Annotated in this window: 32 protein-coding genes and 2 pseudogenes; 5 read left to right on the top strand and 29 right to left on the bottom strand. The window is 59.8% G+C overall.

All coding sequences use genetic code 11. The annotated features are described in order from the left end of the window. The first annotated feature begins 16 nt into the window (after positions 1-16). Both Harman_RS18205 and Harman_RS18200 read left to right on the top strand, forming a co-directional pair. A pseudogene (locus Harman_RS18205) lies at positions 17-1045 on the top strand (Cdc6/Cdc18 family protein). Between the two features lie 637 nt (positions 1046-1682). Next, positions 1683-2939 carry an orc1/cdc6 family replication initiation protein gene (locus tag Harman_RS18200; RefSeq protein WP_004594472.1) on the top strand — a complete coding sequence of 419 codons (1257 nt, stop codon included), beginning with the start codon at positions 1683-1685 and terminating at the stop codon, positions 2937-2939. 454 nt (positions 2940-3393) lie between these two features. Here the strand turns inward: Harman_RS18200 and Harman_RS18195 are convergent. From Harman_RS18195 to Harman_RS18185, 3 genes and pseudogenes are all read right to left on the bottom strand, one after another. Then, positions 3394-3989 (bottom strand): annotated as a pseudogene (locus Harman_RS18195) (hypothetical protein). Between the two features lie 93 nt (positions 3990-4082). Then, on the bottom strand, positions 4083-4406 hold the full coding sequence (locus tag Harman_RS18190; protein ID WP_122106741.1) for a hypothetical protein: 324 nt from the start codon (positions 4404-4406) through the stop codon (positions 4083-4085). Between the two features lie 172 nt (positions 4407-4578). Then, complete coding sequence (locus tag Harman_RS18185) at positions 4579-5397, bottom strand: hypothetical protein (RefSeq protein ID WP_137685134.1); 819 nt, start codon at positions 5395-5397, stop codon at positions 4579-4581. Between the two features lie 227 nt (positions 5398-5624). Between Harman_RS18185 and Harman_RS18180 the strand changes: the two genes are divergently transcribed. Both Harman_RS18180 and Harman_RS18175 read left to right on the top strand, forming a co-directional pair. Then, positions 5625-6296 carry a helix-turn-helix domain-containing protein gene (locus tag Harman_RS18180; protein ID WP_137685141.1) on the top strand — a complete coding sequence of 224 codons (672 nt, stop codon included), beginning with the start codon at positions 5625-5627 and terminating at the stop codon, positions 6294-6296. After that, positions 6293-6988 (top strand): nucleotidyltransferase domain-containing protein, encoded by a 696-nt coding sequence (locus Harman_RS18175; protein ID WP_137685133.1) that lies wholly within the window; start codon positions 6293-6295, stop codon positions 6986-6988. The genes Harman_RS18180 and Harman_RS18175 overlap by 4 nt, the downstream gene beginning before the upstream one ends. 125 nt (positions 6989-7113) lie before the next feature. Here Harman_RS18175 and Harman_RS18170 read toward each other — a convergent pair whose 3' ends face one another. From Harman_RS18170 to Harman_RS18060, 25 genes are all read right to left on the bottom strand, one after another. After that, positions 7114-8043, bottom strand: a complete 930-nt coding sequence (locus Harman_RS18170; protein ID WP_137685132.1) for an ArdC-like ssDNA-binding domain-containing protein — start codon at positions 8041-8043, stop codon at positions 7114-7116. Positions 8044-8155: 112 nt separating this feature from the next. Then, positions 8156-8503 carry a hypothetical protein gene (locus tag Harman_RS18165; protein WP_006184811.1) on the bottom strand — a complete coding sequence of 116 codons (348 nt, stop codon included), beginning with the start codon at positions 8501-8503 and terminating at the stop codon, positions 8156-8158. A gap of 75 nt (positions 8504-8578) precedes the next feature. After that, complete coding sequence (locus Harman_RS18160) at positions 8579-9580, bottom strand: DUF6610 family protein (RefSeq protein ID WP_137685131.1); 1002 nt, start codon at positions 9578-9580, stop codon at positions 8579-8581. A gap of 166 nt (positions 9581-9746) precedes the next feature. Continuing rightward, positions 9747-9878, bottom strand: a complete 132-nt coding sequence (locus Harman_RS22020; RefSeq protein WP_268812812.1) for a hypothetical protein — start codon at positions 9876-9878, stop codon at positions 9747-9749. Positions 9879-9905: 27 nt separating this feature from the next. Then, the gene (locus Harman_RS18155; protein WP_137685130.1) at positions 9906-11066 is read right to left on the bottom strand and encodes a dihydrodipicolinate synthase family protein; all 1161 of its coding nucleotides are present in this window, start codon (positions 11064-11066) and stop codon (positions 9906-9908) included. Between the two features lie 168 nt (positions 11067-11234). Next, the gene (locus Harman_RS18150) at positions 11235-11771 is read right to left on the bottom strand and encodes a hypothetical protein (protein WP_006183437.1); all 537 of its coding nucleotides are present in this window, start codon (positions 11769-11771) and stop codon (positions 11235-11237) included. Continuing rightward, entirely contained in the window at positions 11768-11923 is a 156-nt protein-coding gene (locus tag Harman_RS21660) for a hypothetical protein (RefSeq protein WP_006183438.1), read from the bottom strand. The genes Harman_RS18150 and Harman_RS21660 overlap by 4 nt, the downstream gene beginning before the upstream one ends. After that, entirely contained in the window at positions 11923-12609 is a 687-nt protein-coding gene (locus tag Harman_RS18145) for a DUF6166 domain-containing protein (protein ID WP_006183439.1), read from the bottom strand. Before Harman_RS18145 ends, Harman_RS21660 begins: the two co-directional genes overlap by 1 nt. Positions 12610-12749: 140 nt before the next feature. Further along, positions 12750-13049, bottom strand: coding sequence for a hypothetical protein (locus tag Harman_RS18140; protein WP_006183440.1), 300 nt, complete (start codon positions 13047-13049; stop codon positions 12750-12752). Positions 13050-13102: 53 nt separating this feature from the next. After that, the gene (locus Harman_RS18135; RefSeq protein WP_006183441.1) at positions 13103-13324 is read right to left on the bottom strand and encodes a hypothetical protein; all 222 of its coding nucleotides are present in this window, start codon (positions 13322-13324) and stop codon (positions 13103-13105) included. Positions 13325-13373: 49 nt separating this feature from the next. Continuing rightward, on the bottom strand, positions 13374-13652 hold the full coding sequence (locus Harman_RS18130; RefSeq protein ID WP_006183442.1) for a DUF7389 domain-containing protein: 279 nt from the start codon (positions 13650-13652) through the stop codon (positions 13374-13376). Positions 13653-13675: 23 nt separating this feature from the next. After that, positions 13676-14077 (bottom strand): DUF6166 domain-containing protein, encoded by a 402-nt coding sequence (locus tag Harman_RS18125; protein WP_122106725.1) that lies wholly within the window; start codon positions 14075-14077, stop codon positions 13676-13678. Positions 14078-14156: 79 nt separating this feature from the next. Beyond that, entirely contained in the window at positions 14157-14552 is a 396-nt protein-coding gene (locus Harman_RS18120) for a DUF7567 family protein (protein WP_006183444.1), read from the bottom strand. A gap of 77 nt (positions 14553-14629) precedes the next feature. Next, positions 14630-14995, bottom strand: coding sequence for a DUF7568 family protein (locus Harman_RS18115; RefSeq protein WP_006183445.1), 366 nt, complete (start codon positions 14993-14995; stop codon positions 14630-14632). Positions 14996-14998: 3 nt separating this feature from the next. After that, positions 14999-15490, bottom strand: coding sequence for a hypothetical protein (locus Harman_RS18110; protein ID WP_006183446.1), 492 nt, complete (start codon positions 15488-15490; stop codon positions 14999-15001). Between the two features lie 107 nt (positions 15491-15597). After that, positions 15598-16020 carry a hypothetical protein gene (locus Harman_RS18105; protein ID WP_006183447.1) on the bottom strand — a complete coding sequence of 141 codons (423 nt, stop codon included), beginning with the start codon at positions 16018-16020 and terminating at the stop codon, positions 15598-15600. Between the two features lie 121 nt (positions 16021-16141). Then, a complete protein-coding gene (locus Harman_RS18100) occupies positions 16142-18514 on the bottom strand; it encodes a heavy metal translocating P-type ATPase (protein WP_015299293.1) in 2373 nt (790 codons plus the stop codon). Positions 18515-18574: 60 nt separating this feature from the next. Next, positions 18575-19324, bottom strand: coding sequence for a helix-turn-helix domain-containing protein (locus Harman_RS18095; protein WP_006183449.1), 750 nt, complete (start codon positions 19322-19324; stop codon positions 18575-18577). Between the two features lie 61 nt (positions 19325-19385). Next, positions 19386-19670 carry a hypothetical protein gene (locus tag Harman_RS18090; RefSeq protein ID WP_006183450.1) on the bottom strand — a complete coding sequence of 95 codons (285 nt, stop codon included), beginning with the start codon at positions 19668-19670 and terminating at the stop codon, positions 19386-19388. Between the two features lie 37 nt (positions 19671-19707). Beyond that, positions 19708-20370, bottom strand: a complete 663-nt coding sequence (locus tag Harman_RS18085) for a DUF6735 family protein (RefSeq protein ID WP_006183451.1) — start codon at positions 20368-20370, stop codon at positions 19708-19710. Positions 20371-20438: 68 nt separating this feature from the next. Then, the gene (locus tag Harman_RS18080) at positions 20439-20819 is read right to left on the bottom strand and encodes a hypothetical protein (protein ID WP_006183452.1); all 381 of its coding nucleotides are present in this window, start codon (positions 20817-20819) and stop codon (positions 20439-20441) included. Positions 20820-20925: 106 nt separating this feature from the next. Further along, the gene (locus Harman_RS18075) at positions 20926-21114 is read right to left on the bottom strand and encodes a hypothetical protein (RefSeq protein WP_096396460.1); all 189 of its coding nucleotides are present in this window, start codon (positions 21112-21114) and stop codon (positions 20926-20928) included. A 144-nt stretch (positions 21115-21258) separates the two neighbouring features. Further along, a complete protein-coding gene (locus Harman_RS18070) occupies positions 21259-22146 on the bottom strand; it encodes a biosurfactant protein 1 (protein ID WP_096396480.1) in 888 nt (295 codons plus the stop codon). Between the two features lie 100 nt (positions 22147-22246). Continuing rightward, on the bottom strand, positions 22247-23170 hold the full coding sequence (locus Harman_RS18065) for a transcription initiation factor IIB (protein WP_137685140.1): 924 nt from the start codon (positions 23168-23170) through the stop codon (positions 22247-22249). A gap of 234 nt (positions 23171-23404) precedes the next feature. Continuing rightward, positions 23405-23809, bottom strand: a complete 405-nt coding sequence (locus tag Harman_RS18060; RefSeq protein ID WP_137685129.1) for a hypothetical protein — start codon at positions 23807-23809, stop codon at positions 23405-23407. Between the two features lie 143 nt (positions 23810-23952). Between Harman_RS18060 and Harman_RS22275 the strand changes: the two genes are divergently transcribed. Then, entirely contained in the window at positions 23953-24102 is a 150-nt protein-coding gene (locus Harman_RS22275; RefSeq protein WP_449271443.1) for a DUF7837 family putative zinc-binding protein, read from the top strand. Here Harman_RS22275 and Harman_RS18055 read toward each other — a convergent pair. Further along, on the bottom strand, positions 24090-24998 hold the full coding sequence (locus tag Harman_RS18055) for an HFX_2341 family transcriptional regulator domain-containing protein (protein WP_137685128.1): 909 nt from the start codon (positions 24996-24998) through the stop codon (positions 24090-24092). The two genes, Harman_RS22275 and Harman_RS18055, sit on opposite strands and share 13 nt — an antisense overlap. Between the last annotated feature and the right edge of the window lie 206 nt (positions 24999-25204).

Genomic DNA, 25204 nt, shown 5'->3' with positions numbered 1-25204 from the left:
AGTCTATCAAGCAAAGATGATCCGCGATGCTCGCGTTCTCCGCGCCGGGTTCGTCCCTCGGGAAGTTGAGCATCGCGACGCCGAGGTCAATCATCTTTCGAGCGTTCTCGAGCCGATCACAAACGGCAAACCTGCCGATTCGGCCGTTGTAACTGGACCCAGCGGCGCCGGCAAAACCTGAATCGCGAAATTCGTCACTGAACGCCTTCGTGAGGAAGCGCTGGATGTTGAGAGTACCTATGTGAATTGCTGGCGCAACTATACCCGATTCCGAACACTCTACCAGATTCTCGACGACCTCGGCGCGACCATCGACATCCACCGGCAGTCGACGCCGCATGATGAACTCGTCGACCGCCTCCAGCAGCATGACGGCCCGCGAACCGTCGTCATTCTCGACGAGGTCGACCAACTGGAGGACCCCAGCGTCATTTACGACCTCCACAGCCTCCCGCAGTTCGCAATCATCTGTATCGCGAACAAGGAAGAGGAGCTGTTCAGCCGCGTCGACGACCGCCTCGTGAGCCGGCTGCGCTCCAGCGAACACGTCCGGATGGACAAGTACCACGACGAGCAGCTGTACGACATTCTGCGTGCTCGCGCCAAGTGGGGCCTCAACGAGGACGTCATCACCGACGACCAGCTTTACCGAATCGCCGACGCGGCCGCCGGCGACGCCCGCCTCGCTATCGGCATCCTTCGAACAGCGGCTAGCAAGGCTGACCGCGAGAACCAGGAGCGGATCACCAACGACATCCTCCTGGACGCCGCCGAGGATGCCCGGGCCCAGATTAAGCAGAAGAGCATCGATTCACTCACGCCACACCAGCGCGTCGTTTACAACATTGTTCGCGATCACGAGCCACTCGGGCCGAGCGAGATTCACGACCGCTATACCGAGAAGGTCGACGATCCTCGGACAAAACGGACAGTGCGGACGTATCTCTCCAAGATGGTCCAGTACAACCTCGTCGATGCGGAAGGCACGAGCCGGGACCGGGAGTACTCACTCGTCGGTTCGGAAGCTGCGTCGCCGATGCAGTAATATCCTGTCTCCGATTGGGTGAGATCGAGCGGCAATCAAGCGAACCCTTGCGGAATCGCGAAACGCCGAAATCACGGGATACTAGTACTGAGTGCCGACTGCGAATCGAGCATAGGCCATGAGTAGTTAACCAACAGACGGTTAATACATACGATTTGTTGGTTAACCGAAAGAGGTCCACGGTCATCATCGACTGGTGTCGGGAAGGGTAGATTTCGACTGGAATATCGGCCAGGCAACGATGGTAGCAGGGAGAGGGCGACCAGAGTTGCCAGTATTGCCAATAATACCGTCGTTTAAGTACCTCTCTCACTCCACCATTGCCAGTAACGAGGGGAGAATGGACGGGAGGGCAGAAACTGTCACGTCTCTAGTCTAGTTACTGTTATCTAAACCTACTACAACTAGTGGAGTTTTCGTTAGTGCGGGTATGGTTTAACGTACAATGTATTAAGAGTATCGCTAATTAGAGAGGGGGTCGTTGACCCCCTCCAGTTGTTGCAAAGGTTTACTGGCAATAGTGGAGTGTGTGTGTTTTATAAGTGGATGCGACACTGGCATAATTGGTTCGAGTGGTGGGTTAGTGGTGATACTGGAACCCATGGTTTTATGATGGTTCTTCGTCTTGAGTCCGCCTATGGGCCGATTCAATCGAGAATCGTTCATCATCCAAGACAAAGACGTCCTCCGGGATGATTACCAGCCAGAGACACTCGAGGAGCGGGACGAAGAACTCGACGAATATGCGGCCGCTCTCCGTCCCGTCATTCAGGGCTGGCAACCGAACAACGTCTTTCTCTATGGCGTTACCGGCGTCGGGAAGACAGCTGCTACGCACGATCTTCTTGAGGAGCTGCAAGAATCCGCCGGAGAGTACGACGACGTCGATCTCAACGTTATTGAACTCAACTGTACTGGCTGCACCACATCCTATCAGGTAGCGGTCAATCTCGTGAACGAGATTCGCTCTCCTTCTCACCCTCTCACCACAGTCTCGTCTTCGCGCGAACCGATGAGCGAAACCGGGTATCAACAAAAACGCATCTTCAACGAACTCTACAACGACCTTGAGTCGATCGGTGGGACTATTCTCGTGGTTCTGGACGAGATCGATAACATCGGCTCGGATGACGATATTCTGTACGAGCTTCCACGAGCACGCTCGCAATTGGATCTCGATGTGAAAATCGGTGTGGTCGGCATCTCGAACGACTTCAAGTTCCGAGAAAACCTCTCTCCGAAAGTCAAGGACACTCTCTGCGAAGAGGAAATCTTGTTCCCTCCGTACGACGCGACTGAACTGCAGAATATTCTCAAGCACCGAGCCGATATCGCGCTCTACGACGATGTCCTCGAATCAGATGTAATCCCATTGTGCGCAGCATTCTCTGCACAGGACTCGGGATCTGCTCGGCAGGCATTACGGTTACTCCGGAAAGCAGCTGATATCGCCGAGAACGACGCGATGGCGGGTGGAGAGGCGAAAATCACCGAAGACCACGTTCGGGAGGCCGAGCATCAGATCCAACGACAACAGGTTGTCGAAGGGATGCATTCGTTGACCCGGCAGGGGCAATATGTATTGCTGACTGTCTGTCAGCTAGCGGCAGAGGGAGAAACACCCGAACGGACGAAACTGATCTATGAGCGCTATCGAGAGGTTCTTCGTAATCACGGCAGTGAACCACTGAAACGCAGGCGAGTACACGACCACCTGTCGGATTTGAGCCTCCACGGGATCTTACGGTTGGTCGACTCGTCGAGTGGACGCGGGAACTACAACGAATACGAGCTTGATGTCTCTCTGTCGTCGGCCCTCGACGCACTCGAGAGCGAACTAGGTGAGCTCAACGACATTCGTGAAACTGCCAAGCGGCATCGGGTTCTGGAGTGACTTCTCAACCGCCAACACCAGTACTGCCAATACCCTCTCCACTTTTGCCAGTAACCGCGCAACCGTCAGTGCCAGTTTCTCCAGTACCCTCTCCGGTGTTGCCAGTAACTTCCTTGTTCTAATCAATCCGACTAGTTACTATCAGGACCACCGTTGCCAATTTCATCAAATAGCGTCTTGTCCTCCGATTTTACTGGCAATAGTGGAGTGTCTGACAGCATTTAAACGAAATTTCATTTACGAGCATTTGCAATCGCTCTTCAGTGGGCTACTTATCGCGTAAGGGTTCGTGGTTCGAAGACCCAATCTTGCACGGATTCACCCCGCACTTACTACTCGAAAACGGGGGATGTCTTCCTGTTCGAGTTCATTCGTTGTCTGGGCCATCGGTGAACAGGATTTCGTGGAGAAACGACAGAAACGTCGGGGGTGGGAGTAACCGATTCGTCTCTGTCTACGGGTATTCCTGATCACTCACGAGAGCCTCGGTACACTCGACGAGGTCGTTCTCAGTCGTCCACCGGCAGAGACGCCTAGCATCGTTGAGCATCTCGAAGATCGCGGTCTGCATTCCACTGTAGGACTCTCGACGGCTACGTTCGTGTCGATCGCGTCCGCATCTATCGTGTTGTACTCGCGTTTGAACACGTGCGTCTTCGCGAAGTACTCCTCTAGGGCTGTGAAGTAGCCCTGCTCGACGAGGAAGCAGCCCTGAGCGTGTTCGGTGACGCCCACGATGACGTCTGTGTGATCGGCGAGCAGCCGGAACTTGAGGTAGGTATTCGTCAACTCGCTTCGAATGTCGACCATCAGAAACGCGTACGCACCGGGCTGTCGGTTGAGACGATCTTTTACGAGCTGGAGACGACGGATTTCATGTTTCCCGTAGCTGCCGAGGACAAAGTGCGAATTCTTAGCTGAGAAGATCGGCGTGAGCTCCGCAACACTCTGTTTCAGGGCTTCGTATTCTTCCGGTGTGAGTGAGGCTTCGTGCAGATACTCGTCGGCTTTCTCGGCGAGTTCGTCGACAGTGACTGGATCCTCACTCATCAACTCGGGACTTCTCCCGTACCCTGCGTCTTTCACTTCGCAGACGGGGTGTCTCCCCGAACAGCTGGCCATCCGACTGAGGTACTAGTTCGTCTACTCGTCCGGATTCACTGGGGATTTGTACTTTGATTTGACGCGATCTCCTTCTCGCCACTGCCAGTAGTAGTAGCGGTTGTCGTTGATCTCCTTGATCGTGATCGTCGCCTTCGTCGGGACATCATCGGGGAGGTCATCGGGTCGCTCGTCGATCTCGTCTTCCTCCTCCGCTTCGGCAAGGCGGGCCTCGCGCTCGCGATGCTCGGCGAGGTCCTCGGCATAGTGGGCAACGTCTCGGAGCAGCTCGGGTGAATAGCCGTTGAGTGTGTCGATGACGTCGGTGGGGAGGTCCGCTGGGGGCGTCGGTGGCTCGTAGGACATGGGCCGATCTGTGTTAACCAACACAGGCGCAAACTGCATAGTTTTGTTGGTTAAGTTGCTGCCAACTGTTCTCACCGGTTCTCCAGCAGCCGTCTCACTACTCGAAACTCTCCATCAAGGAGTTTCGTCTGATGTTACAGTAGCCTCGGGAGATCTCGAACGCTGGGCGATCCTACGAGTTCGAGGGGAGACGCCCATCAGGTCGTGGGACCCGCCCCTGCTTGATCTCCTGATCGACTCGCCGGAGGTGTTTACAGCCGCCATCGGGCGTACGCTTCCGCCAGTCTGGACACGTACACGACTCGCTGATCACGTCGACTTCATACCAGTTTCCGGACGCCGATCGGACCTCATAGAGGCCACCCTTTTCGAGCAGCGAGACGGCCATCGATTCGTCGACGGCACGGCTGGTTCGCGGCTCGAGGTCGTCGTGCTGGGGCGAGTGCTCCGTGACGACCATCCGATCGCGCACGTCGCCGGAGCGGCCGCCGTCTGGGGCAACCGCAGCTTCGGGATCCTGGAGCCGATTCGCAACCAGGGCCTCGACCGGATGCCCCTCCGGCCACAGATAGTGGACTTCCCGCCGCTCGCGATGGTCGTAGGAGCCACAGGCGGCAGCGCTCCCGATCCAGACACGCCACGCCCCGAGTGCTGCCATCACGTCGACGATGACTCGCGGAACAGCGTCGTATTCGTCGGGGTAGAATACCCGGAAGCGAGTACATGCCTCCTGCGGCGGAACCGTCTCCCACCACTCGACGTCGTCGTCCCAGCTGTTGCACATCGCGTCGTCCTCTCCGTAGCCGACAGTCACGCCGTCAATCTGCGGTACCTCCACCGATGTGTCGTCAGCCTCGTCTTCGAGCAGCCGAAGGACGGCGTACCGGAGATACTCGTGTTCCGGATGGTCTGATGATTGGGCGACCTGCTCGTGGTGCTCTGCGACTCGCTCTGCCTCGTCGAGAACGGTCGTTAGATATCGGTCGGTCATAGTTCGTGGAGACGGGACTGCGCCTCCGCCCCTCGGCGGGCGCTGATAGACTTAACCAACAAATAGCGATCAGTCGTATCCTCTGTTGGTTAATTCATTTCTGCTCGAATGCTGCGCCGGATCGGACTACCGGAGCCAAGAATTATATATCTGTATAGAGATAACTCTATAGGAAATACGGGGGACAAGACTAATACCGTTAGATGCGATACCGATAACTAGCAATGATGGAGTACGTCGACGAGACCGCGGCGAAGATCATGGTCGCGGCCCGGCCGGGCGACTCGATCCGTCGAATCGCCCAGAAGATCGACGGCTCCTACTCCTGGGTCTACGACTGGATCGAGCGGTTGGAGGACGCAGGCTTCATCCGGCGTGAGGACGGCGTCTACATCGAGAATTACGCTGTCAGGGATCGCTACTACGATCTCGTCGCCGCTATTTCTCGCGCTGTTCCCCCCTCGATCGACGACGGCTACGTCATTCCGCACTTCGCCGGGATGCCCTTTGCGTACACGAAAATCGACGGCGTCTACGTCTGGACCCACGGCGGCTATCAGATCGCCCGGGGCCACGACGATTATCCGATCTTCATCCAGGTCGCCGACCGGGATGTTGAGCAGTGGACGGCATTCTTTGATGAGTTCGGGATTCCGAGCCGGATCGAAGAGCGGCCGGATGCGAGCGACTACGACGCGACCGTCTCGTACGTGTTGTTCCCGACGAGTGGGGGCATCACTCGCGAGTGGGTCGACGGCAATCCGGTCATTCCGTTGGACGATGCAATCGAGCACATGTTGGAGTACCGGGTGAACTACGAGCCGGCGTTGGAGATGATCGCTGACGAGTACGACCGCGATATTGACGCGTCCCACGAGGATCCGCGTTTGAACGCATGAGTCTCGGTGAACGCGAAGACGAGCTGCTGGATACGCTGGAGGCCGTCATTGACGCTGACCTGCCATACGTCCTCGTCGGTGGGTGGGCGATCGCGGCGTTCAATCAGCGCTTCACCACGGACGTCGACGTCGTCATTCCGGCCCAAGCGGTCGACGACTACACGGACCTTCTCACCGACCGCGGCTACGAGAAAACGGCCGATGTCGAGCGAAACGAGCTCTACGAGGGCCGTACCATCCGGTTTGAGAAGGACATCGGGAATCCGGTTCGGTTCGACGCGATGGTCGACGCGTTGGGCTGTCGCCAGACGGAAGCTGAATGGTCGTATCGCTATCTGACCCAGCACTCCGTCACCCAGGAACTGCGAACCGGGCGCCCGGTAACAGCCAGGATTCCGGAACGGGAGTTGCTGTTTGCCGTGAAACTTCACAGTGGCCGCAAGGCAGACTCCCGGGATCTGGTGGTGCTGGCTGCTGGCGCGGATTTCGACCGGATCGCGACTCATCTGCATCGCGGAGAATCCGAGAAGCTCGCTGGTCGCATCGAGACTGTCCTCAACCGCCTCACGTCGGAGGATTTCGCAGATGCATTCAAAGGAGTCTTCGAACAGCAAACGGTTCCCGAACAGGATATCGATGCCGTCGTTGAGTTCCTTCGTGACCAGCAGCGCCGAATCGATTCTGAACGATAACATCGACTGTCGATGGGTATGTCTCGGGACCGATCGAAACACACGGGGTCGGGATGCCGAACGAATTAACCAACAATGTCGACAGAGTACCCTCCGGCGTTGGTTAACAGCCGGGAAGGGGGTGTTCAGCCCTCTACAACTGTGTCGATGATTTCCTGAGCGGTCGAACTGATCCGGCCGAGACGCTCCTGAATACTCTCCGCATCGTCGTCCTGCCACGCGGCAAGATAGAACGCTGACCCGCTCGTATCCAGGTTGAAATACCGCCCGACGATGTACGCAACGGCTTCCGCTTCGACCTCGCGTTTTGCGCGCTCGGGCTCGTCGTCGCCATCGAAATGAAGCAGCGCGTGGGCGTACTCGTGAACCAATGTCACCGCGAGATCGGCCTGATTTGAGCGGGCTTTCGCTTCGACGACGGGCTGGCCCTCGTGGAGAGTCCGGTGTTTGCAGACGCCTTTCGCGTCGCCATGCTCCCACTCGGCAGCGTCGACGACACGGACGTCGATATCGAGAGTAGTTGCCGCATGGAGGAGCGCTGGCACCAGGTCGTCGGCGTCACCAGCTGCCTCGGTTTCCAGCTCGGGTAGCGGTTCGCCCTCGGTTTGAGACACGTCGAAGACTGCCGTTGGTTTGAATCCAACCAGTCCTTTCGACCACTCCTCGGGCGATGTCTCGTCATAGTCACAGTCGCTTTGCTCGTGGTAGCTCGGTGAGTTCTCGCACTCGGGGCACTGCTTCGTAATAATGGGTGCCCAGATCCAGATCGCCTGTTCGCCCTCTTGGACGTGCCGGTCGAACTCCGATCTCCACGTATTGTAGCCCGCCACGCGGGTCGCCTCGGGACACTGGAGTTTGATCAGGAGGGTGTTACGATGAGAATAGTCGTGGAATCGGGACTGGACATCGAGCCACTCCTGGAACTGTTGGCTGGCTTTTGCCTCGTCGACGTCTGCGACGAGATCGTCGATCCAGTCTTCGATCGTACTGTGCATCTTGTCGTGTCGGGTGTCGGTCTCCTCGAACGAGACCCCCGACTCACTGGCTGTCATCATGGATTGCATCACATCGAGTACGACGACGTCTCCGAGAAGTCAGGACGCGCCGCACCCCTCGGGGGCGCACGATAAACATCGGCGCGACTTCGGGGGGTTTAGATCGGAGCTGCTATCGGAGCGCTGCTTTCTCGTCAGCGAAGCCGACCGTGACGAGGTACTCAAGGAACGCGTCGAACTGGTCGACATCGCTCGGCGTGTCCGTCGCGAGGTGTCGTGCCCACTCGATGGCCCACTGGAACGCAGGATCGGTCCCGCCCTTACCATGTATATACCACCAGCGGGCGGCCTTCAGGACGACGAGCGGATTCGTCGGCGGTTGCTCGCTTGCGAGTCCACGAGTGATCGACCGAATCTCCTCGGGTACCTCGGCGGGGTCGACCTCGCCTGATTGGGTGTTCGATACGTCGACTGGAATGTCGTCAATCGAGACATCGTTCGGACGCTGTTGTTGACTCACGGAAAATCACCTTCTCGGAGGACTTTTTGGATCGAGCCCTCGCCCCCTCCGGGGCGCGAAAAACCACTCGTAGCGTCACGCCGGTGGAATGTACACGCTCTGCTCGCTGGCGATCTCCTCCAGGTTGTTCCGATGGCGATGTGAGAAGTAGCACTCGTAGCTGCAGTAGCCACAGAGCACGCCGGTATCATACTCAGCGATGAAGGGACCGCGTCGAGTCGTCCAGACGTTCGCTTCGCATTCGGTACACACAGCGCTATCGAGATTGGTCGGTGACGGACCCTCGTACTCGATTTCGAGGATGTCGCTATGTGGCGTTGAGTCGGGCCAGACGCCGTGAGACTGCCAGAAGGCCTTGATGCGGGCGAGACTGTGTCGGACTGTCTTCCGAACTGTGACGTGGGAGGCGTCACGACCGCTATCATCCCAGCCGTCAGCCGTCCAGAACTCCCCGAACTGCGCGCCGCGATGCAGCCCGTTCCAGTCGAGGCCGACGATGTCGGCCGGTGGGTCGTCCGTGAGTGTCGGTCGGGTCAACTGCTGGATGACGTCCCACTGTTTCGGTGGGCTGCCCCCCAAGATGTGAACACGACGGCCACGCCAGTCGGTCGGCTCGGAGAACTCGTGCGCCAATCGGTCGGCGTACCCCCGCGAGTAACCGAGCACGAGGTCGTTCGGGATCGTGTCGATCACCTCGCGACACTTTGGGACGATGATGAGTTCTGCGTCGGGATAACTCGCCTGAACTTCGCGGGCAGCGGCCACGTACTCGTCGACGTCGTCTCCCTCGTACACATCTCCGATCACGCCAACCTTGGGTTCGTATTCGAAAAATCGGGCGACGTACCGATCCAGATCGGGATTCCGAAAGTCGTTATCGAGCATCCCGACGGGGATGTTCAGGTCCTGATACTGGGTCTGCTGGTACCCACAGTCTTCTCGGAACCCAGGCAAGAATCCGAGCCGATACGCATCCAGAGCGAACGGCGCTCGATGGAGGAACGCCACGACGTCGGCTTGTCTGGCAGCGGTGATGTCGCGATCAGTACTGCTGCTGGAGTTGATTTCGAGCGACATGAACATGGGCTGCGAGGGCGAATCCAGCCGCCCTGCACCCTCTCTGAGGGGCAATAAACGGAGCCGCAGTCCGCTATTAACCAACACTAGTCTCCAGAACCCGCACATCGTTGGTTAATATAGAGACGACGTAGCCACCGTGTCCGCTCAACGGTGAGTCAGGCCTTCAGTCGAGTCGGTGGGGAACGATACGATGCCCGCACGGCGTGACCACTGCTTCACTCGGCCCGACGATTGTCACGCTCGCGATTCGGCGATCACAGACCGGACACTGCTGGTGGGCGTTTTCGTTTGCCATATGGAAACGCGAAAACGGATGACTGCGCTAGTTCGTCACCTGCTGGAACCGCTCGCGAAGCGCCTCTTCACGTGCTTCGAACTGCTCGACGTTGGCCTGCAGGTCTTCGTTCACACGCTCGATGCTCGCGAGCGCCCGCTCGCCGGCGAGCGACGCCTGCGACCCGTCGTCGCCGTCCGCCTCCAGCTGCTCCTCGTAGGCTCGTTCGACGCGCTCGATGGTGCCCTCCGGGTTGAACAGGATGTCGTTCGCAACGCGGACGTACTGGTCGAGGGACGTGCCCTCTTTCCCCTGGAAAAAGTGGGTGAGCGCGTATGTCGCGCCGGAGTGCAGCGTCCACATATCGATTGCAAACGGCGACGCTGCGTTCGCTTCGGCGTCCTCGGCAGCACGCTCTGCGAGATAGTCCGGGAATCCCAGCAGGCTGTAAAATTCGGTGACGGTGAACGGGAGCTCGGAGAACTCGAGATCAATCTCCTGCGCATCTCGGATGAACTCGAAGAGATCGTCAGCGACGAGCTCGACCTGTGCGAGAATCTCTTCCCACCAGGTCCGGAAGTCCCGAACGTCCCCGACGTGCTTGATGACCTCCTTATCGGTGAGCGAGCGCATCGAATTCGAGCAGTACCCGTCCTGAGCGAATCCCTCTACGTAGACTGCGTGCTCACCGAAGAAGTCGTAGCCGGAGGTCACGGCCATCGTGATCGGGTCCGCCCGGCCGGGAAGCCGGACTTCGAGGCCGTCGAACATCACGTCCATATGGACCTCGCCACCGCCCCGGTAGCGCCGGATTTCGCCGAACATCACGTCATCCAGCGGCGTCCCGTCGATGGTCTCCTCGCGAAGGACCTCTTCCAAGGGCCTGTACACGTCCACCGGGTTGATGATCGCGTAACTGTCCGTGGGGACGTGAAATAATGGGTCTGCGCCGGGCTCATCGTCTGTCGCGTGGTCGCGCGCTCTCGTCGGCTCGACTAAGGCGTTGAAGCGATCCGTTTCGACCCACTCGTCGGAGTAGGGATTCCGGTATGCGACTGTCGTCTCGACGGCCTGGGGGAGGTCACGAATCGTCTCGGCGAAGGACTTCGGTTCGTCGACCGTTTTCTTCCGGCGGTACCAGTCGGGTAGTTCTGTATCGGTTCGTCCGTCGACGCCGGCGAACACGGTTCTGGATTCTGGGTCTTTCATCTTGTCTCCTCGAAATTGAATTCGTCACCCGCGACAGCGCTCTCATCACGCGCCCTGCGCCCCTCTCACGGGCGCAAAAACAACCTCTTAACCAACATTCTACCCAAAAATCCAGTACTGTTGGTTAATCATCTGGACGGTCCCGACACCTGGCTTCGGCTCTTCAATTCACTCGTCGGCTTCGCGTCGACGGCGCACCTGTTCAGGATTTGGCACCCACGGATGGTCGTCCCAGCAGTGGAGGGCGTGCTCTCGTGACGTGTCGAACAGCGTCTCACACGACCCACACTCGTAGGCGGTCTCAGGCCAGCGTTCCGTGACGAACATCGCCGTCACCGTCGACCTGACTGGATCTGGTGCGGCCGACCGCTGAACATAATCATAGCCGGTCACTGTCCGTCGACGAAGCGCTGACTGTGCCAGCCGTTCGGGCCGGTCTGCTGGGAGATACACCCAGCGGACGAACGCCTCTTCTGAGTCCTTCGCCGAGGGTTGAAGGATGAACCACCGGTCGTGATCGTCGCGGAAAAGATACCGTTCTGTTCCCCGATTTTGGAGATAGAGCGGATCCTCGCGACCGGGAATCACCCGCAGACCGATGGACGGGGATATCGGGGCGAGGAGTCGCTCTTCCAGCGTGAGCGAGCGAGACTCACCGGCTGAATTCTCGCCCTCGAAGTAGTCAAGCGTCGCTTCGTCAGTCATGATTCGCTGGGATTCGTCTCATCTGTGTCTTTCCCAGCTGTTCGCTCATGCCGGTCGTTGTATCGCTCGAGTTCTCGGCCGATGCACTCCAGCGCCGTGACGGCGCGTTCGATGAGTTGGTACGTGGCCCGCGAGAGTCGGATGTTCTCCATCAGATGTCCTCCTCTGGCTCGACGAGATCGTTACTCTCAGCGACGAGTGCCTGCACGGTTGAAGCAGGATTGTTCTCGACCGGAAGTGTTCGATGGTCGAGTGGGGCGGGATACGCCCGGTCCCCCTGCGCACAAAGTATGATCAACCACTCCTCGCTCCCTTCGGCGAGGACGACGTAGTGGTCGATATCCCGACGTTGGAAGACTGTCCGATCTGTCCGGCTCACCGCACTCCAGTTCGCCGGTAGTGACGATGACGGCGTCCCACCATCTGGCGTGAGTGCTCGGTACTCTTCGAATTCAGCGAGTGCCGCCTCGATATCCTCCCCGGTGAGGTGCCAGCAGTCGGCCGGGCCATCACACACCAGCTGACTGACCACGTCGTTGCGGAACTGGATGTAGTGATGCTGGGCGACAGTTTCGTCGTCGGTATAATCGAGGAGGAGCGCACAGGCGAGCTGTGCCGGTCCGCTCCCGACGTAGCCCCAGTCGAATCCCGCCGGGCTATGCCGCACGAGACCGAGACTTTGATGGGGGGAGAGGCGTTCGTGTGCGGTGAGGTTCAGGACAACTGGCGTTCCGTCGACACGCATCCCGACGTACTCGACGCGGTCTGTACTCGCCTGACATCGCTCATCCGTATCCTGTACGACTGCTCGTGGGTCGGTAGTCGAATTCGTCTCCATCGGTTGAATGCGGGCGTTCGGATTCCCCGCACCCCTGCTGGGGGTCGAAAAACCACCACCGGCTATTAGACCCTCAACGTCGCTTCAAAGTTAGAATTCAGTATAACAATTCATCAGACAACCAACTGATAGAGGCAAGCCTATTCTTCGAAGAGACAGCGAGCGGCTGCATCGTCGCCAGCGAGGGTCTGCTGATCCTCGTCCGTATCAGCGAAGAGTGTTGACTGATCTCCCTCGGATGTTTGCTCAACTTCGGGTCGATCGTCGACGCCGAACTCACACGCCTCGGGCTGATCAAGACGTGAATCCCGGTCACGATGATCCACGTCAGCGCCGAAGTCCTCAAGCGAGGTCTCGACGCTTGTTTCGGTTACTTCGAGTTGGCCATCGTCACCGAATGCGGTCTGTCGTTGAATCTCGATCTCTGGTCGATCGCTCATCTGGATTGAGCCTCCACCCACCGAGGCTCCGACAGACACCTCCGGGCGTTGGGTCAATCGTCTTGTGCGCGGAGTTCGCTGGCCCGCTGTTCAAGCTGGCGGAGGATCTGGACCCGTTGCTGATTCGCGTTCTCGTAGGCGACGCAGGCTCGCAGCGTCTCCATATTGTTGATCGTCACGATACCAGCGTTGATGAGTCGCGTATTCGATGGCTCGAGCCGTTGTTCTGGCGAAAGATCGCTTGCGTCTGTTGTTTGACCGTCTGGATTGCTCACTGATGATCGCCTCCGTCACTGCTGAGGCGACAAAAAACAGCCCCCGCCGTTACTCGTCTTCTTCCTCGGGTTGGATCTGGCGGGCGTCCTCAGCGAGATCGTGGATGTACTCCCGAAGAATCTCCATGTCCTCGCGAGCGTCTTCGAGAGTCTTGCCTTTCGCTTTGGCCACGATTTTGTCCTGATCGCGGGTGCCCGTCCCGCGAGTAAGCTTCACGGTGAGGGAGACGCCGACGTCACTGCGTTCGACGTACTCCGTTCGTGTCGTCTGTTCACTGGCTGCGGTCGATTCGTCATCCGCACGAGATGGTTGGGTATGTTCTGACATGGGTTACCTTCGGTGATTGATATTCAGATGGACGGTGCGGCCGGCTCGCCGGGTGTTTCGTGAAGGATTGCGTCGATCTCGGCCCCGGTGAGTCGCCAGCGTCCAGCAGACCCAGCACAGTCCAGTTGGCTCACGACCTCGGTTTTGAATGCCTGGTAGTGGTCGAGGGCGAACGCTTCGTCACCTGTGTAGTCGAGGAGGAGTGCGAGCGCGAGTTGTGCCGGACCACTACCACCATATCCCCATTCGAATCCCGAGGGACTGTGATTCACCAGCGCGAGACTCCGCTCTGGTGTGAGCCGTTCTTGGCCGGGACGTTTCTCAACGATAGCCTGCCCGCTCTGCCGATACCCGACGTAGGCGATGTCGCAGTCGCTCGCTGGGTGTGTCTGTTCAATCGAGTGTGTGTCGCTAGGTCTACTCATTGGTCTGTTCGGGAGCTACTCGTTCGAGCACCCCCGCACCCCTCAGGGGGTGAAAAACAGTCACAGGGACTGCTTGCCCCTACGCGAGATGGGAGATATCGGCTGGTTCGTCGACCTCATCGAATTCACCACGCTCGACCGGCTGCCAGTCATCGCCGGGTGCTGGACTCCACCAGTCGACCTCGTAGGCACCCGGTGCGCCGAGGATCTTCACCCGTGCCGACCCATCGGGTAGATCGCGACGGAGCTTTTCGTCGACGTGGAGGTTCCACGTTGAGTGGGTGTCGAAGCAGGCGAGCACGGCCTCCTCGTAGCCGCGTGTCTCTCGGGATTCTTGGAGTTCGACCTGTGTGTTGCAGTTCTTGCAGAACACACCTTCGAACGGAATGTGACTGAATATCTCGTGCCCGCAGACGGGACACCAGAGGAACTCGAACAGTGCTTCGCTGTGGCGGTCGATGACTTCCAGACTCATCTGTGAATCTGGCCCGATTGAGACGGGCCACCCATTCCGGCCCAAAATAAACGTCACCGCAGATACGCTCCTATCAATCAGCGCTCGGCGCCGTACACGATTCGCGAGGATGTTTCGTACCCACAGTTCCGACACTCGACCCAGCGCTGAACCTTCGCACCGTCAGCCGTTTTCCCACCGATTGCTATATCGCTGTTCGGACACTCGGGACAACTCAGTTCGGGCGCTGGCCGGTCACGGAGCTCGTCACGGAACGATTTCGCGTCCTTCGTCTCGTACCCCCGCGACCACACTGGGTAGCCGTCGACGAGGATTACGCCACGCCACTTGTAGCGGTATGAATCCGGCGCTCGGTGTAAGACCGCCCGAGCGCCGGTCTCGGTATTCCGGTATGCGAGTGTGGGCGTGCGGCTCTCGCGCTTCCAGTTTGTGATCCGGGACATCTGTTAGAAGTGGACGTCGGCGGGCACGATCCAGAGCTCCTCGCTCTCCTCCAGCACTCGATCCAGCTGCTCACGGTGACGGATCCCGTTCGCATATTCGTTGTACAGGAAGATCGTTGGCCCGTCGTAGGCGCCAACCTGGTGGAAGGCGTGCCGAGCGAGATCTTCGTCGCGCATGATCTCCTCATCGGAGAGCTCGTCGATGGCCTCTTTCACCCGGTCGAGATTCCGCTCGAACTCCTCTTTCGTCGCCTCCCAGCCACGCTCAAGCAGGTCTTGGCCGGCATCGGAGTCGACGGGGGCTGCAGTCGGCAATTCACCCCATCGCGCCTTCCCCGCAACGGACGTGTCCTCCTCATCGAACGTCACGTGGTAGTCGAAGACTGCGCCGGCGTGTGGGTCCGCGCCGACCAGGCGGTCGAACACCGACTTTCCGCTGGCCAGTGCGTCGTCGTGGGTCGATTCTTCTACCAGAGCGTAAATTACCATGTGCATCTCGAACACCTCGAAACGCCGACGCACCGGGAGTGGTTGATCGTTCGCTCCTGCTGCGCCGGCACCCATCGCCGGCGCTCGAAAAACCCTGATCTAGCGGTCGATTCTTAGGACTCGTTCGTTCGATCGACTGTGATGGTCAGGTTTCCGGACTCGTAGTCAGCTTCGAAGTCGACGGTGAACGCATCCGAGTCATATGCGGCGTGGTAGGCGCGGTGACGCCTTAGCGAGCCCGTCGCCTTGAAGTGGAAGAACGCAGCCGACGTGTAGGGCTTACTCTGCGTCTCGATTTGCGTCTCAACTGACGCCGGAAGTGCAATCTGTGGCGTGTCGGTGTCAATACTCGCAGCGAACTCCTTCGCTTCCTCGACGGTCGCCTGTGAATGTGCGGGCGTCTCGCCAGTGAGCACGTTCACCGGTGTCTCCGTCTCATCGGTGAACAGGACATCGTGGAAGGTGCGCGTCCCGAGGACTGCGTCGGGATCTAACTCGCAATCGTGGAATGGATCGTCGTCTGAATTCTCGGGCATCAAATCACGAGCCAACGGTGGGGCTCAGTCCTTTCTGCCCCAGACAAACCACAACTAGTCTCGATGTAGCGGAGGTAAGTCCCGAAAGAAGAGCGTCCTGCCCGCACTTCCCGCCGCAGAATCAGGCGTCGATGATTCGATCGGGCTCGATTCGTGACAACCGCATCGCGTTCCCGGTGACGCCGAGGCTCATCCCCATATCTCCGACAACGACTGCCAGCGCAACGCTGACCAGGCCCAGCGGCACGCCTAACGCGAGCAGAAGCTTCACGCCGAGGCTCGCCCAGATGTTCTGCCGGATCACGCCGTTGGCCGTATGCGACAGGTCGTACAGGTACGGGAGTTTCCCGATGTCGTCGCCCATCAACGCAATATCAGCCGTTTCGAGGGCGGTGTCGGTGCCCGCCGCGCCCATCGCGATGCCGACCTCCGCAGTGGCCAGCGCGGGGGCGTCATTGATGCCGTCGCCGACCATCGCGACCTCCCCGTACTCCGCCTGTAACTCCTCGACTGCGTCGACCTTCTCGTCGGGTAGGAGTTCGGCGCGATATTCATCGACACCGACCTGCTCGGCGATGGCGCGGGCGGTGCCCTCGTTGTCCCCGGTCAGCATCACCACGCGCTCGACGCCCAGCTCGTGCAGGCGTTCGACAGCCCGCTTCGAGGCCGGGCGCACCTCGTCGGCGATGGCGATTGCACCCAGCAGTTCCGACTCCGTCCCGACGATAACGACCGTCTTGCCCTCCCGCTCCAGTGAGGTGAGCGCGTCCTCGGCGAACGCCCCGTCGTCGGCCTCGGTCGCCTCTTCCGCCACGACGCCGCCGTCTGTCTCGCGGCGTGCTCGAGCGAGGTCGAAGCCCAGCTCCTCGAAGAGCGCGGGCTTGCCCGCATAGTACGTCTCGCCGTCGATCTCGCCCCGGATGCCCTTCCCCGTGAGGCTCTCGAAGCCACTCGGGTCGGGCAGGTCGCCCACGCCCGCCTCCTCAGCACGGGCGAGAATCGCCGCAGCGATGGGGTGCTCACTGCGCCGCTCCAGCCCGGCGGCGCGACGGAGCAGATCATCCTCAGTGGTGTCGCCGACCGGGACGACATCGGTGACGGCGAGTTCGCCCTTCGTGAGCGTCCCCGTCTTGTCGAGCGCGACGGCATCGACTTCGCCCATCGCTTCGAGGTAGTTGCCGCCCTTGATCAGGACGCCGTTCTTCGCGGCGCTGGTGATGCCCGACACCACCGAGACGGGTGTGGAGATGACGAACGCACAGGGGCAGGCGATTACCAGCAGGGTGAGCCCGCGGATGAACCAGGTCTGCCAGTCGCCGGCGAAAGTGAACCCGTACCCGGCCACGTCCACCGAGATGGGGTCGGCGATAACCAGCGGCGGGATAGCGGCGGTCAGGATTGCCAGCACGACGACGAGGGGTGTGTAGTAGCCGGAGAAGCGGTCGACGAACTGCTCAGACTCGGTCTTCTTCGCCTGTGCGCCCTGTACCATCTCGATGATGCGCGAGAGCGTCGAATCGCCAGCGGTCGAGGTGACCTCTACCTCGAGGTACCCCTCTTCGTTGATCGCGCCGGCGTAGACCTCGTCGCCGGCAGTCTTGTCGACGGGGACGCTCTCGCCCGTGATCGGCGACTGGTCGACTGCACTCTCGCCGTCGATGACCGTTCCGTCGAGCGGAATCTTGTCGCCGGGGCGGACGACGACGGTCTCGCCAACGTCGACCTCCTCGGCGGGAACGGTCACTTCCTCACCATCGCGAAGGACGGTCGCCTCGTCGGGCGAGAGTTCCATCAGCTCGCGCAGGGAGTCCCGTGCCCTGTCCATCGCGTAGTCCTCGAGCAGCTCGGCGATGCTGAATAGGACGGCCAGCGTGGCGGCCTCGACGAAGTAGCCGATACCGGTCGCCGCGATGATCGCCGTCCCCATCAGCAGGTCGATGTCGAGGCTTCGGTTCTTCGCGGAGTAGTACCCGCTACGGACGACGGGGATGCCGCTGGCGGCGACGGCGCCGAGGAACAGGACATCTGCGATGTGGAGCGGGTACTCGAGGACGCTCGCCACCGTGACGTTCTGTCCGGTGAGGAGGAATTCGAAGAGGAGGCCGAGCGTGACGAACGCCGCGCCGAGCCACGTCTTCTTCGCGCGAGGACTCGTCCAGACCTCCGATGGTGGCGCGATGTCGACGCCGTCGGTCGCCTGGTTGTCCTCATCATCGCCCTCAGCGTCCGAGCCCCCGACGACCTCGTAGCCGGCGCCTTCAATCGCCTTGATTACGTCGGCTTCGCTAGTCCGATCAGGGTCGTACGTGACGTTGGCCGTGCCGGTGGTCGGCTGGAGCGTGGCGTCAGTAATGCCGTCGACACGCTGGAGGCTCTTGTCCACCTTTTGGGCGCAAGAGGGACAGTCCATCTCGGGAACGGCGAGGCGGGCGGTCAGCTCACGTCGCTGTCCGCCGCCGCTCGTTTCTCCTGCTGCGTCCGGATTCTCTGTCATTACCTCACGGTAGGAGTGGGAGTTCCATATGTCTTTGTTGGAATATTCCAACTGCGGCCCTCAGTGCGATGCCAGCCGTTCTTCCGCTACCCGCTCGCCGGCGACATGTTGCTTCGCCAAATGTTCTTCCGCCCGACGGAGTCGGTAGGTGAGTGTTGACCGTGGCACGTCGAGATGCTCGGCGAGTTCGCCGACGTCGACCTCGCGGGGTGACTCGTAGTAGCCGTGTTCGACAGCGGCCTGGAGTGCGGCCTCCTGTGCTGGCGGCAGGCCGCTCGGTGTCCCGTCGCCTCCCCCAGCTGATGTCGTCGTATCCGCGGTGCGGAGCATCTCCATCTGGGCGCATTCCCCGACGGCAACCCCGAGGGAATCGAAGAACGCCGCCACATCGCCCTCGTCGGAGTGAATGAGCCGCCACGTGTAGTGGCGGCCCTCGTGACGGGTCTCGAACAGCACACCGTCGCCGAGGTGGTCGCGGGCGATGTGGGGGACTGAGGCACAGGCAGGGGTCCGCTCCCAGTCGGAGTAGAGGATGAGCGTGTCGTCCGTGCGGTCGAGGACACGGGTGGTCTGGGTTGCGCCGCAGTCCTCGGTGGCGAGACAGTCGGCGTAGTAGTCGCTGTTGCGAAACGCGTCCTCGATGGCGTCGAGTGCGTCCGGAGTGCCGGTGGCATGGTCGACTCGCCAGAGCTGGTCGGCAGTGGCGTGCAGCGAGAGTGAACGAACGCGAGCGTCGGGGTGGTCTGCGAGGGCGTCCGCCACCCTGTTGCAGCCGGGCTCGTATTCGAGAGCGAAGACGAGTTCGCGCATACCCCGACTAAGGCCTGCCACGACATAACCCATGGCTTGGGGCGATGTCTACTGGCGGGTATCAGATCACGTCGTCCGGGTCGTGAACCTCCTGCATTCGCTGTGCTTCGGCCGCGTATTGCTCCTGGAGGTCGGGGTCATCGACCATGCCAAGATTGCCGGGTTCAGCATCGACTGCTGCTGTCGTATCTCGGACGTCGGTGAAGGACGTGAGTGCGCGTTCCTTCCGATAGTACTGTTCTCCATCGGGTGTTGCGTAGGTGAGGATGATCAGGTTCTGCTCGTCATCGGAGTACGTCCGTTCGACAAGCCAAACACGAACGTCATCTTCAGACTGATTTGACATACTTAGACGTCCCCCGATATCCACTAAGGGATTGGTGTTACGGCTTGCCGAGACTCGCTGTCTCGAAGGGTGATTCTCCGGTCGGAATGAGCAGCTCCTGTCGGTCTCCGACCCGCTCAGCGAGCTTCCGTTTCAGATACTGTATCGCCGTTGACGGCGTGAAGACGCCCTTATCGAGCATGTCGCCGACGACGTCTTTGAGGGCCGCGAACTGTCCCTGTAGGTGGCCGTCGCCGACCGGCTTGCCGTCGTACCAGCGCACCGTCGCGAGCGCGCCGTTCCCGACGGTCTCTCCCTGTTCGACCGTCTCCGAGTCGTACTGCAGCCCGAACCACAGCGTCCGATAGGCGGTCACCTCGAAGGTGGGTGACACCACGAAGATCGCCTCGTGGTGGAGATAGTCGAGGTGGTCAGCGACGATCTCGTCGAGGGTGAGCCCGGTGGCACGGGGCTTCGGCTTGACGACCGACGACGGACGATCCTCGCCGGCGAGGTAGCCGTCGACGCCATCTGCTTCGAGGCCATCGGCCAGTTCCGCCAGCAGCTGTTTCGCCCACTTCGAGTCGGTGTCGTCGCCACCGAACGGTGTTTCGGCCGAGATTCGGTGCTTGAGCTTGAGATTCGCTGCACCCCAATGAGAGTAGTGGAGCGTGTACTGTCCGTCTGTGCGTTCGTACGCAACGAGTGCGCGGTGGCCCATTGAACAATCTCCTTGCAGGACGACCCACGACTGGATCGCCCCGCACCCCTCCCGGGGGACGAACAACGCTACTCGTCGATCGGGTCGGGGGAACTGAGGTCCGCGTGGAGGACTTCGCCGTCGCGAACGACGTACCGTTTCGCCAGCACGGGAAACCGGCACTTGGTAAATCCGGCTGTCTGGATGTCGAATTCTTCGTTCGGTTCGAGATACTCCGCGAGCGACCGGAGGAACTCGTGAGTGACGATGCCACCGTCGTAGTCAGGAAGACCGTTCTCACGGGCCTCGTACACTTCGAAGCTGTCGTAGCCCCAGATAACGAGTTCGCCGTCGTCGTCCACTTCCCAGTTGAGCGTCCCGAAGCAGTGGTTCTCACAGAGCTCGCGGACTGCCTGTGGATCCGATACGAGCGCGCCGGTCGATGTCGTTGCGGCTTGCAATGTTGCCATGGATTGTTCTCGGGAGCGGTCTCGCGCCCCCGCACCCTTTCAGGGGGCGAGCAACTGCTCACGCTGTGACGGCCACATGACGTTGCGCTGCCGATGCGTCGAGCTGTCAGGATTCTCTGTTGATGTCACCGTCCCTCGTCGTATTCGGTTGGGTGAGAAAATCTACCTGCTCGAGGAGCGTCGTCGCGGTGCTAATTCGCTCTCGATCAGCGGGCTCCAATTGGTCGCTGTCGATACTGGTGAGGCTACTGAGCGCGCGGTGGAGTCGATAGCCGGGGGTGTCTCGTGGATCCATGTGTGCGCCTCCGCCAATTCTCGGCGCCGAAAAACACCGGCGGGCAGTCAGCAGGTGTGGTATCGTCGGGTGGTCGCGAGCTGGCTTCTGTTAACCAACAACTCCGAGCCGACACCAGAATTGTTGGTTAATTTGACGTCGTCTTTACTGATCGGCTTCGGGTTCGGGCCCGTAGCGTGGCGTGCCGCACCGCTGACAGCCCCACATTGGCTGCCCGGTCCACTCGTCATCGGGGACAGCCTCGAATTCGCGGAATCGATGCTTAGTCTCCCGATCACACTCTCGACACTCGAGGTGAGTTCTGTTTGGGCGCTCGCGTCGTGGCTGTTCGGTATCGGTCTTGTCAACGGATTTCTGGAGCGCAATCGCTGGCACCAGCCAGAGGTCGTTGTCTGCGTCCTCACGTAGGCTTGCAAGACGAGCTTCGGTGCGAACCTCGCTCCCGGTTTCGTCGTAGAGGAACGTCGTGTGCTCGCCGTCGTGACAGGACTGCGTCGTCTCTGTCCACGCCGTCCGCTCACGAGCAGCCGCGAGCAGCTGATTACCACATTCAGACGTGACCCGTGTCGCCGAGGGGAGCGAGGGCCACTGATCGACAAGCCGTGGGGCCGGTTCCTCGTCGAGATCATAGATTAGCTTGCAGTCATCGACTACTGGGTCATCGTCTGCCTTCGCGAGGAGGGTGGCCGCAGCAGATCCCTTCCCGACGGCGCCGTAGAACGTCGACGCCTCAACGACTATGTGGATGATATGGAGGAGAGTCTGTTCGGCAGTCGATGTGTCCTGATCGTCGGCTGCTTCGAGATGGTTCGTGAGACAGAACCGGCACTTCGACTGGCCAGCGGGGATCGACGCTCCACAGGAATCGCACTCGGTCTCACCTTCTGTCGGGTCGTCTGGATAGCCCGCGTCGACGCCACCAGAGCGTTGCCGCCGGGGCTCGCCACTACTACTGGCGAGTTGATCGTCGGGAACGTGGGTCGCTTCGCCGAGCGGTCGGAGGGCTTCGTAGTCGGCGTACTGGTCGGTCATAGAGTGATCTGGCCGTATCATGCTTCGTCTTCGGGTTTAAATAATGGCTCTCACATCAATCAGCCTACAGACATACAATCGAAAATCAGCAGTGTGGGCGTTAGACAGCCAGTTCGTCCAGCGCGTCGCGGTGGGTCCGCACGGTGACCACCGAGACGTTCGCAACGTCAGCGACGTCCGACTGGGTGAGCCACCGTCCGTCTTCGCGTCCGGCCTTGTACAGACAGGCTGCGGCGAACCCGGATGGTCGAACCCCCGTGGTTGCTCCGGTCGATTCGGATTCTTTCGCCAACTGCCGAGCCCGCTGCCGGATCTGATCGGAGACGTCGAGCTCCGAGGCCAACCGCGGAACGAACGTACTCGGCGTCACGGGTTGGGCTGGCAAGCCAAGTTCCGTATTCAGCGTCGTGTATGCGTTCGTCACCCGCGATTGCTCGACGCGCGCCGACTCGGTGATGTCGTCGAGCGTTCGCGGCCGCCCGTTACACCGACACGCCCCGTAGACACTCGCGGCGGCCATCGCCTCGATCGACCGGCCCTGGAGGAGGTCCTCGTTCTGAGCGCTGCGGAATAGCTGGCAGGCCTGGTCACGGATCGTCTCGGATAGTTCGAGCGCACTACTGATCCGGCGGACTTCACTAAGCCCGTGTGCGAGGTTGCGTTCAGCTTTCGACTGAAACCGCCCACGGGTCTGTTCACGCCGCATCCGAGTGAGCCGCCGTCGCTTCTGTCCTGAGAGTTCGTTCCCGTTCGCATCGGTCCCGCGGCCGATCTCCGTCGACAACCCACGATCGTGCCGCGCCGCGGTCAACGGAGCGCCAGTCCGTTCGCGCTCGTCGTCGAACCCTCGCCACTCTGGCCCGTGATCGATCCGTTGCTCGTCGATGACGAGGCCGCAGTCCTCGCAGATGGTTTCGACTGCGTTGGTGGTGACCCGGCCGTCGCACTCGGGACACTGGTTCGCACTCGACTCCGTCTGGACGTCCTCATCGAAGTCAGTTTCGTAGATGTCTCTGATTGCCATCGTTCTCACCGTGTTCAGGATACTCGCCAGTACAGCGAGCCCCTCACCCATTGAGGGGACAATAGACTCTATGCAGAACTGAAGTGCCTACACAGGGAGTCGGGTGAACTTCGACACCTGCCGTAAGAACGGCAAGAAGTGGAACGAGGTCCTCGACTGGGGCTACGACGAAATGTCACTAAACCTCCTGTACATCAGATCGAGTCCTTTCCTATAGGACATGATAGGACAGGACTAATCGTCCCGCTTCAGTGCTGCGTAGTACGGCACGCCCATCCTCACCGCGCCAATGAGTCTGTAGATGCCGTAGACGGCGCCAAGGGAGATCCCGACGGTTACAGCCCCGAACTCCATCCCGAGCTCTATCAACATCGTCACACGCGGCAGCACACGACTGAGCAACGGGACGGATTGCAGGAAGAGGCCTGAGTCGAGAACGAATGGTGTGCCACCGTAGACGGCGAGCAGGACGGCGTCCTTGAACTTCAGCACGCCAAAGAGGAGTAGCAGGCACACGCCACTGTAGATCCATTCGAGGTTCTCTAGAACGGCCTCCCGACCCACAGCGATCGAGGTGTCTTTGTTACCGGAGAAGTCACCTCGGATCTTGTTGATGGTCTGATGGAGGTCGTCGAACACTGTCGGATAATCAGACCGTTCCAGCATAGGTCTTGTTCCGGGTTCCACTTTCACTTCGCTTGGATCGAACTTTTGAACGTATACTCCGTTATTACACTTGGAGCCTGGAATACAGTGTCACACGCTCCAGCGCTCCATCCCCCATGTCGTCGGAACAATCGATCCTCGGAACCTGTCCGGCTTGCGACACCGAGATACCCGCAGGTATGCTCCTCATCGAGTACGAGAAGGACGACCACCGAGCGGTCTACGCGGAGTGTCCATTATGCGAGGAGCCAGTTCATCCTCGGTGAGTTTCCACCCACATCCGCCCCATCGTCGAGAGCTGCGTTTCAAGACTATTTCCGACCTTCTCGCGGTCCACATACCCCTTTTCGTCGAGTTTCGAGACGTTGTACTGGACGCGGCTGCGGAACGACTCGTCGTACTCCTCACCCTCTTCTTCAGCCAGCTGTTCGGCGAGCGCAGATGTCGACGCAATCGGATCCTTCCCAAAAAGGAAGTTCAGAATGGTTTTCTCGAAATCCTCAACGTCACTGCCAGGCGACGACGGGAACTCGACGTACATCTGCCCGTCGAGGTCTCGGGCACCCTCCGTCACACCGCTTTCGTTGATTCGGTCGAGAAGCTGCACGATCTCCTCGTACTGGCTGTGCACGGTCAGATCCTCGTACTGCTTCAGATCATCGAGCGTGTCCGCGGCGTTCTCCAGAACCTCCATCATCCGGTGCACGAGATATTCCTCCGGCGAGACGTAGTAGGTGTGGAGCCGGTCTCGAATCTCATCCATATCCTCCTGGAACTCGGCGATTATCGAGTCGGCCGCAGTAGCGAAGGCGAAGGCGACCGTGCGAGGCATCGAAGAGATGTTGACAAAAACCTCGTTATCAGCCTTCAGTTCGTCGAGGATGTAGTCGTACGCCATCGGATAGAGGGTCTCATAGTCAAACATGCCCTCGATTTCGATGGATTCGCGCTGGACCTCGACGTCAATCAGTTTGAACGAATCTTCCAATCGGCGAGTCATATTCGATGCGAGTTGCGCGGCCTTACTCGTTGCCTCATCGTCTGGATCGCCTTCGTGCGTGATGAGCACGACTCGGTCGGCCTCCATCTGTCCCTGCGAAATTGGGTAGATGAGACGCTCGAAGTCGAATCCAACTGGGATAATATGGACTCGTTCGGTCATAGTTCCCTCTGTCTGCGGTTTAGGCTAAAGACCTTCGTTATACGCTTCGAATGTGGGACGAATTATAATCCCTTTGGGCAGTATGTGTTTTGGCAAGCCTAAGAAATAGATATTGTGCGAATAAAAGCAAACAAGACTTATCCCTGTGCGGTGAGTAGTGTCACGACAGGCGCCACCGAGACACAACCGCGCCTGAGAGATCCGAC

This window comes from Haloarcula mannanilytica, assembly GCF_005406125.1.
Taxonomy (GTDB): domain Archaea; phylum Halobacteriota; class Halobacteria; order Halobacteriales; family Haloarculaceae; genus Haloarcula; species Haloarcula mannanilytica.
Note: the sequence above shows the minus strand (reverse complement) of the source record. Positions and strands in the feature narration are given on the sequence as shown.

Bases quoted from the DNA above. Each gene is read 5' to 3' on its own strand.
- Harman_RS18200 (WP_004594472.1), top strand. From the start codon at position 1,683: ATGGGCCGATTCAATCGAGAATCGTTCATCATCCAAGACAAAGACGTC.
- Harman_RS18190 (WP_122106741.1), bottom strand. From the start codon at position 4,406: ATGTCCTACGAGCCACCGACGCCCCCAGCGGACCTCCCCACCGACGTC.
- Harman_RS18185 (WP_137685134.1), bottom strand. From the start codon at position 5,397: ATGACCGACCGATATCTAACGACCGTTCTCGACGAGGCAGAGCGAGTC.
- Harman_RS18180 (WP_137685141.1), top strand. From the start codon at position 5,625: ATGGAGTACGTCGACGAGACCGCGGCGAAGATCATGGTCGCGGCCCGG.
- Harman_RS18175 (WP_137685133.1), top strand. From the start codon at position 6,293: ATGAGTCTCGGTGAACGCGAAGACGAGCTGCTGGATACGCTGGAGGCC.
- Harman_RS18170 (WP_137685132.1), bottom strand. From the start codon at position 8,043: ATGATGACAGCCAGTGAGTCGGGGGTCTCGTTCGAGGAGACCGACACC.
- Harman_RS18160 (WP_137685131.1), bottom strand. From the start codon at position 9,580: ATGTCGCTCGAAATCAACTCCAGCAGCAGTACTGATCGCGACATCACC.
- Harman_RS22020 (WP_268812812.1), bottom strand. From the start codon at position 9,878: ATGGCAAACGAAAACGCCCACCAGCAGTGTCCGGTCTGTGATCGCCGA.
- Harman_RS18155 (WP_137685130.1), bottom strand. From the start codon at position 11,066: ATGAAAGACCCAGAATCCAGAACCGTGTTCGCCGGCGTCGACGGACGA.
- Harman_RS18150 (WP_006183437.1), bottom strand. From the start codon at position 11,771: ATGACTGACGAAGCGACGCTTGACTACTTCGAGGGCGAGAATTCAGCC.
- Harman_RS21660 (WP_006183438.1), bottom strand. From the start codon at position 11,923: ATGGAGAACATCCGACTCTCGCGGGCCACGTACCAACTCATCGAACGC.
- Harman_RS18145 (WP_006183439.1), bottom strand. From the start codon at position 12,609: ATGGAGACGAATTCGACTACCGACCCACGAGCAGTCGTACAGGATACG.
- Harman_RS18140 (WP_006183440.1), bottom strand. From the start codon at position 13,049: ATGAGCGATCGACCAGAGATCGAGATTCAACGACAGACCGCATTCGGT.
- Harman_RS18130 (WP_006183442.1), bottom strand. From the start codon at position 13,652: ATGTCAGAACATACCCAACCATCTCGTGCGGATGACGAATCGACCGCA.
- Harman_RS18125 (WP_122106725.1), bottom strand. From the start codon at position 14,077: ATGAGTAGACCTAGCGACACACACTCGATTGAACAGACACACCCAGCG.
- Harman_RS18120 (WP_006183444.1), bottom strand. From the start codon at position 14,552: ATGAGTCTGGAAGTCATCGACCGCCACAGCGAAGCACTGTTCGAGTTC.
- Harman_RS18115 (WP_006183445.1), bottom strand. From the start codon at position 14,995: ATGTCCCGGATCACAAACTGGAAGCGCGAGAGCCGCACGCCCACACTC.
- Harman_RS18110 (WP_006183446.1), bottom strand. From the start codon at position 15,490: ATGCACATGGTAATTTACGCTCTGGTAGAAGAATCGACCCACGACGAC.
- Harman_RS18105 (WP_006183447.1), bottom strand. From the start codon at position 16,020: ATGCCCGAGAATTCAGACGACGATCCATTCCACGATTGCGAGTTAGAT.
- Harman_RS18100 (WP_015299293.1), bottom strand. From the start codon at position 18,514: ATGACAGAGAATCCGGACGCAGCAGGAGAAACGAGCGGCGGCGGACAG.
- Harman_RS18095 (WP_006183449.1), bottom strand. From the start codon at position 19,324: ATGCGCGAACTCGTCTTCGCTCTCGAATACGAGCCCGGCTGCAACAGG.
- Harman_RS18090 (WP_006183450.1), bottom strand. From the start codon at position 19,670: ATGTCAAATCAGTCTGAAGATGACGTTCGTGTTTGGCTTGTCGAACGG.
- Harman_RS18085 (WP_006183451.1), bottom strand. From the start codon at position 20,370: ATGGGCCACCGCGCACTCGTTGCGTACGAACGCACAGACGGACAGTAC.
- Harman_RS18080 (WP_006183452.1), bottom strand. From the start codon at position 20,819: ATGGCAACATTGCAAGCCGCAACGACATCGACCGGCGCGCTCGTATCG.
- Harman_RS18075 (WP_096396460.1), bottom strand. From the start codon at position 21,114: ATGGATCCACGAGACACCCCCGGCTATCGACTCCACCGCGCGCTCAGT.
- Harman_RS18070 (WP_096396480.1), bottom strand. From the start codon at position 22,146: ATGACCGACCAGTACGCCGACTACGAAGCCCTCCGACCGCTCGGCGAA.
- Harman_RS18065 (WP_137685140.1), bottom strand. From the start codon at position 23,170: ATGGCAATCAGAGACATCTACGAAACTGACTTCGATGAGGACGTCCAG.
- Harman_RS22275 (WP_449271443.1), top strand. From the start codon at position 23,953: ATGTCGTCGGAACAATCGATCCTCGGAACCTGTCCGGCTTGCGACACC.
- Harman_RS18055 (WP_137685128.1), bottom strand. From the start codon at position 24,998: ATGACCGAACGAGTCCATATTATCCCAGTTGGATTCGACTTCGAGCGT.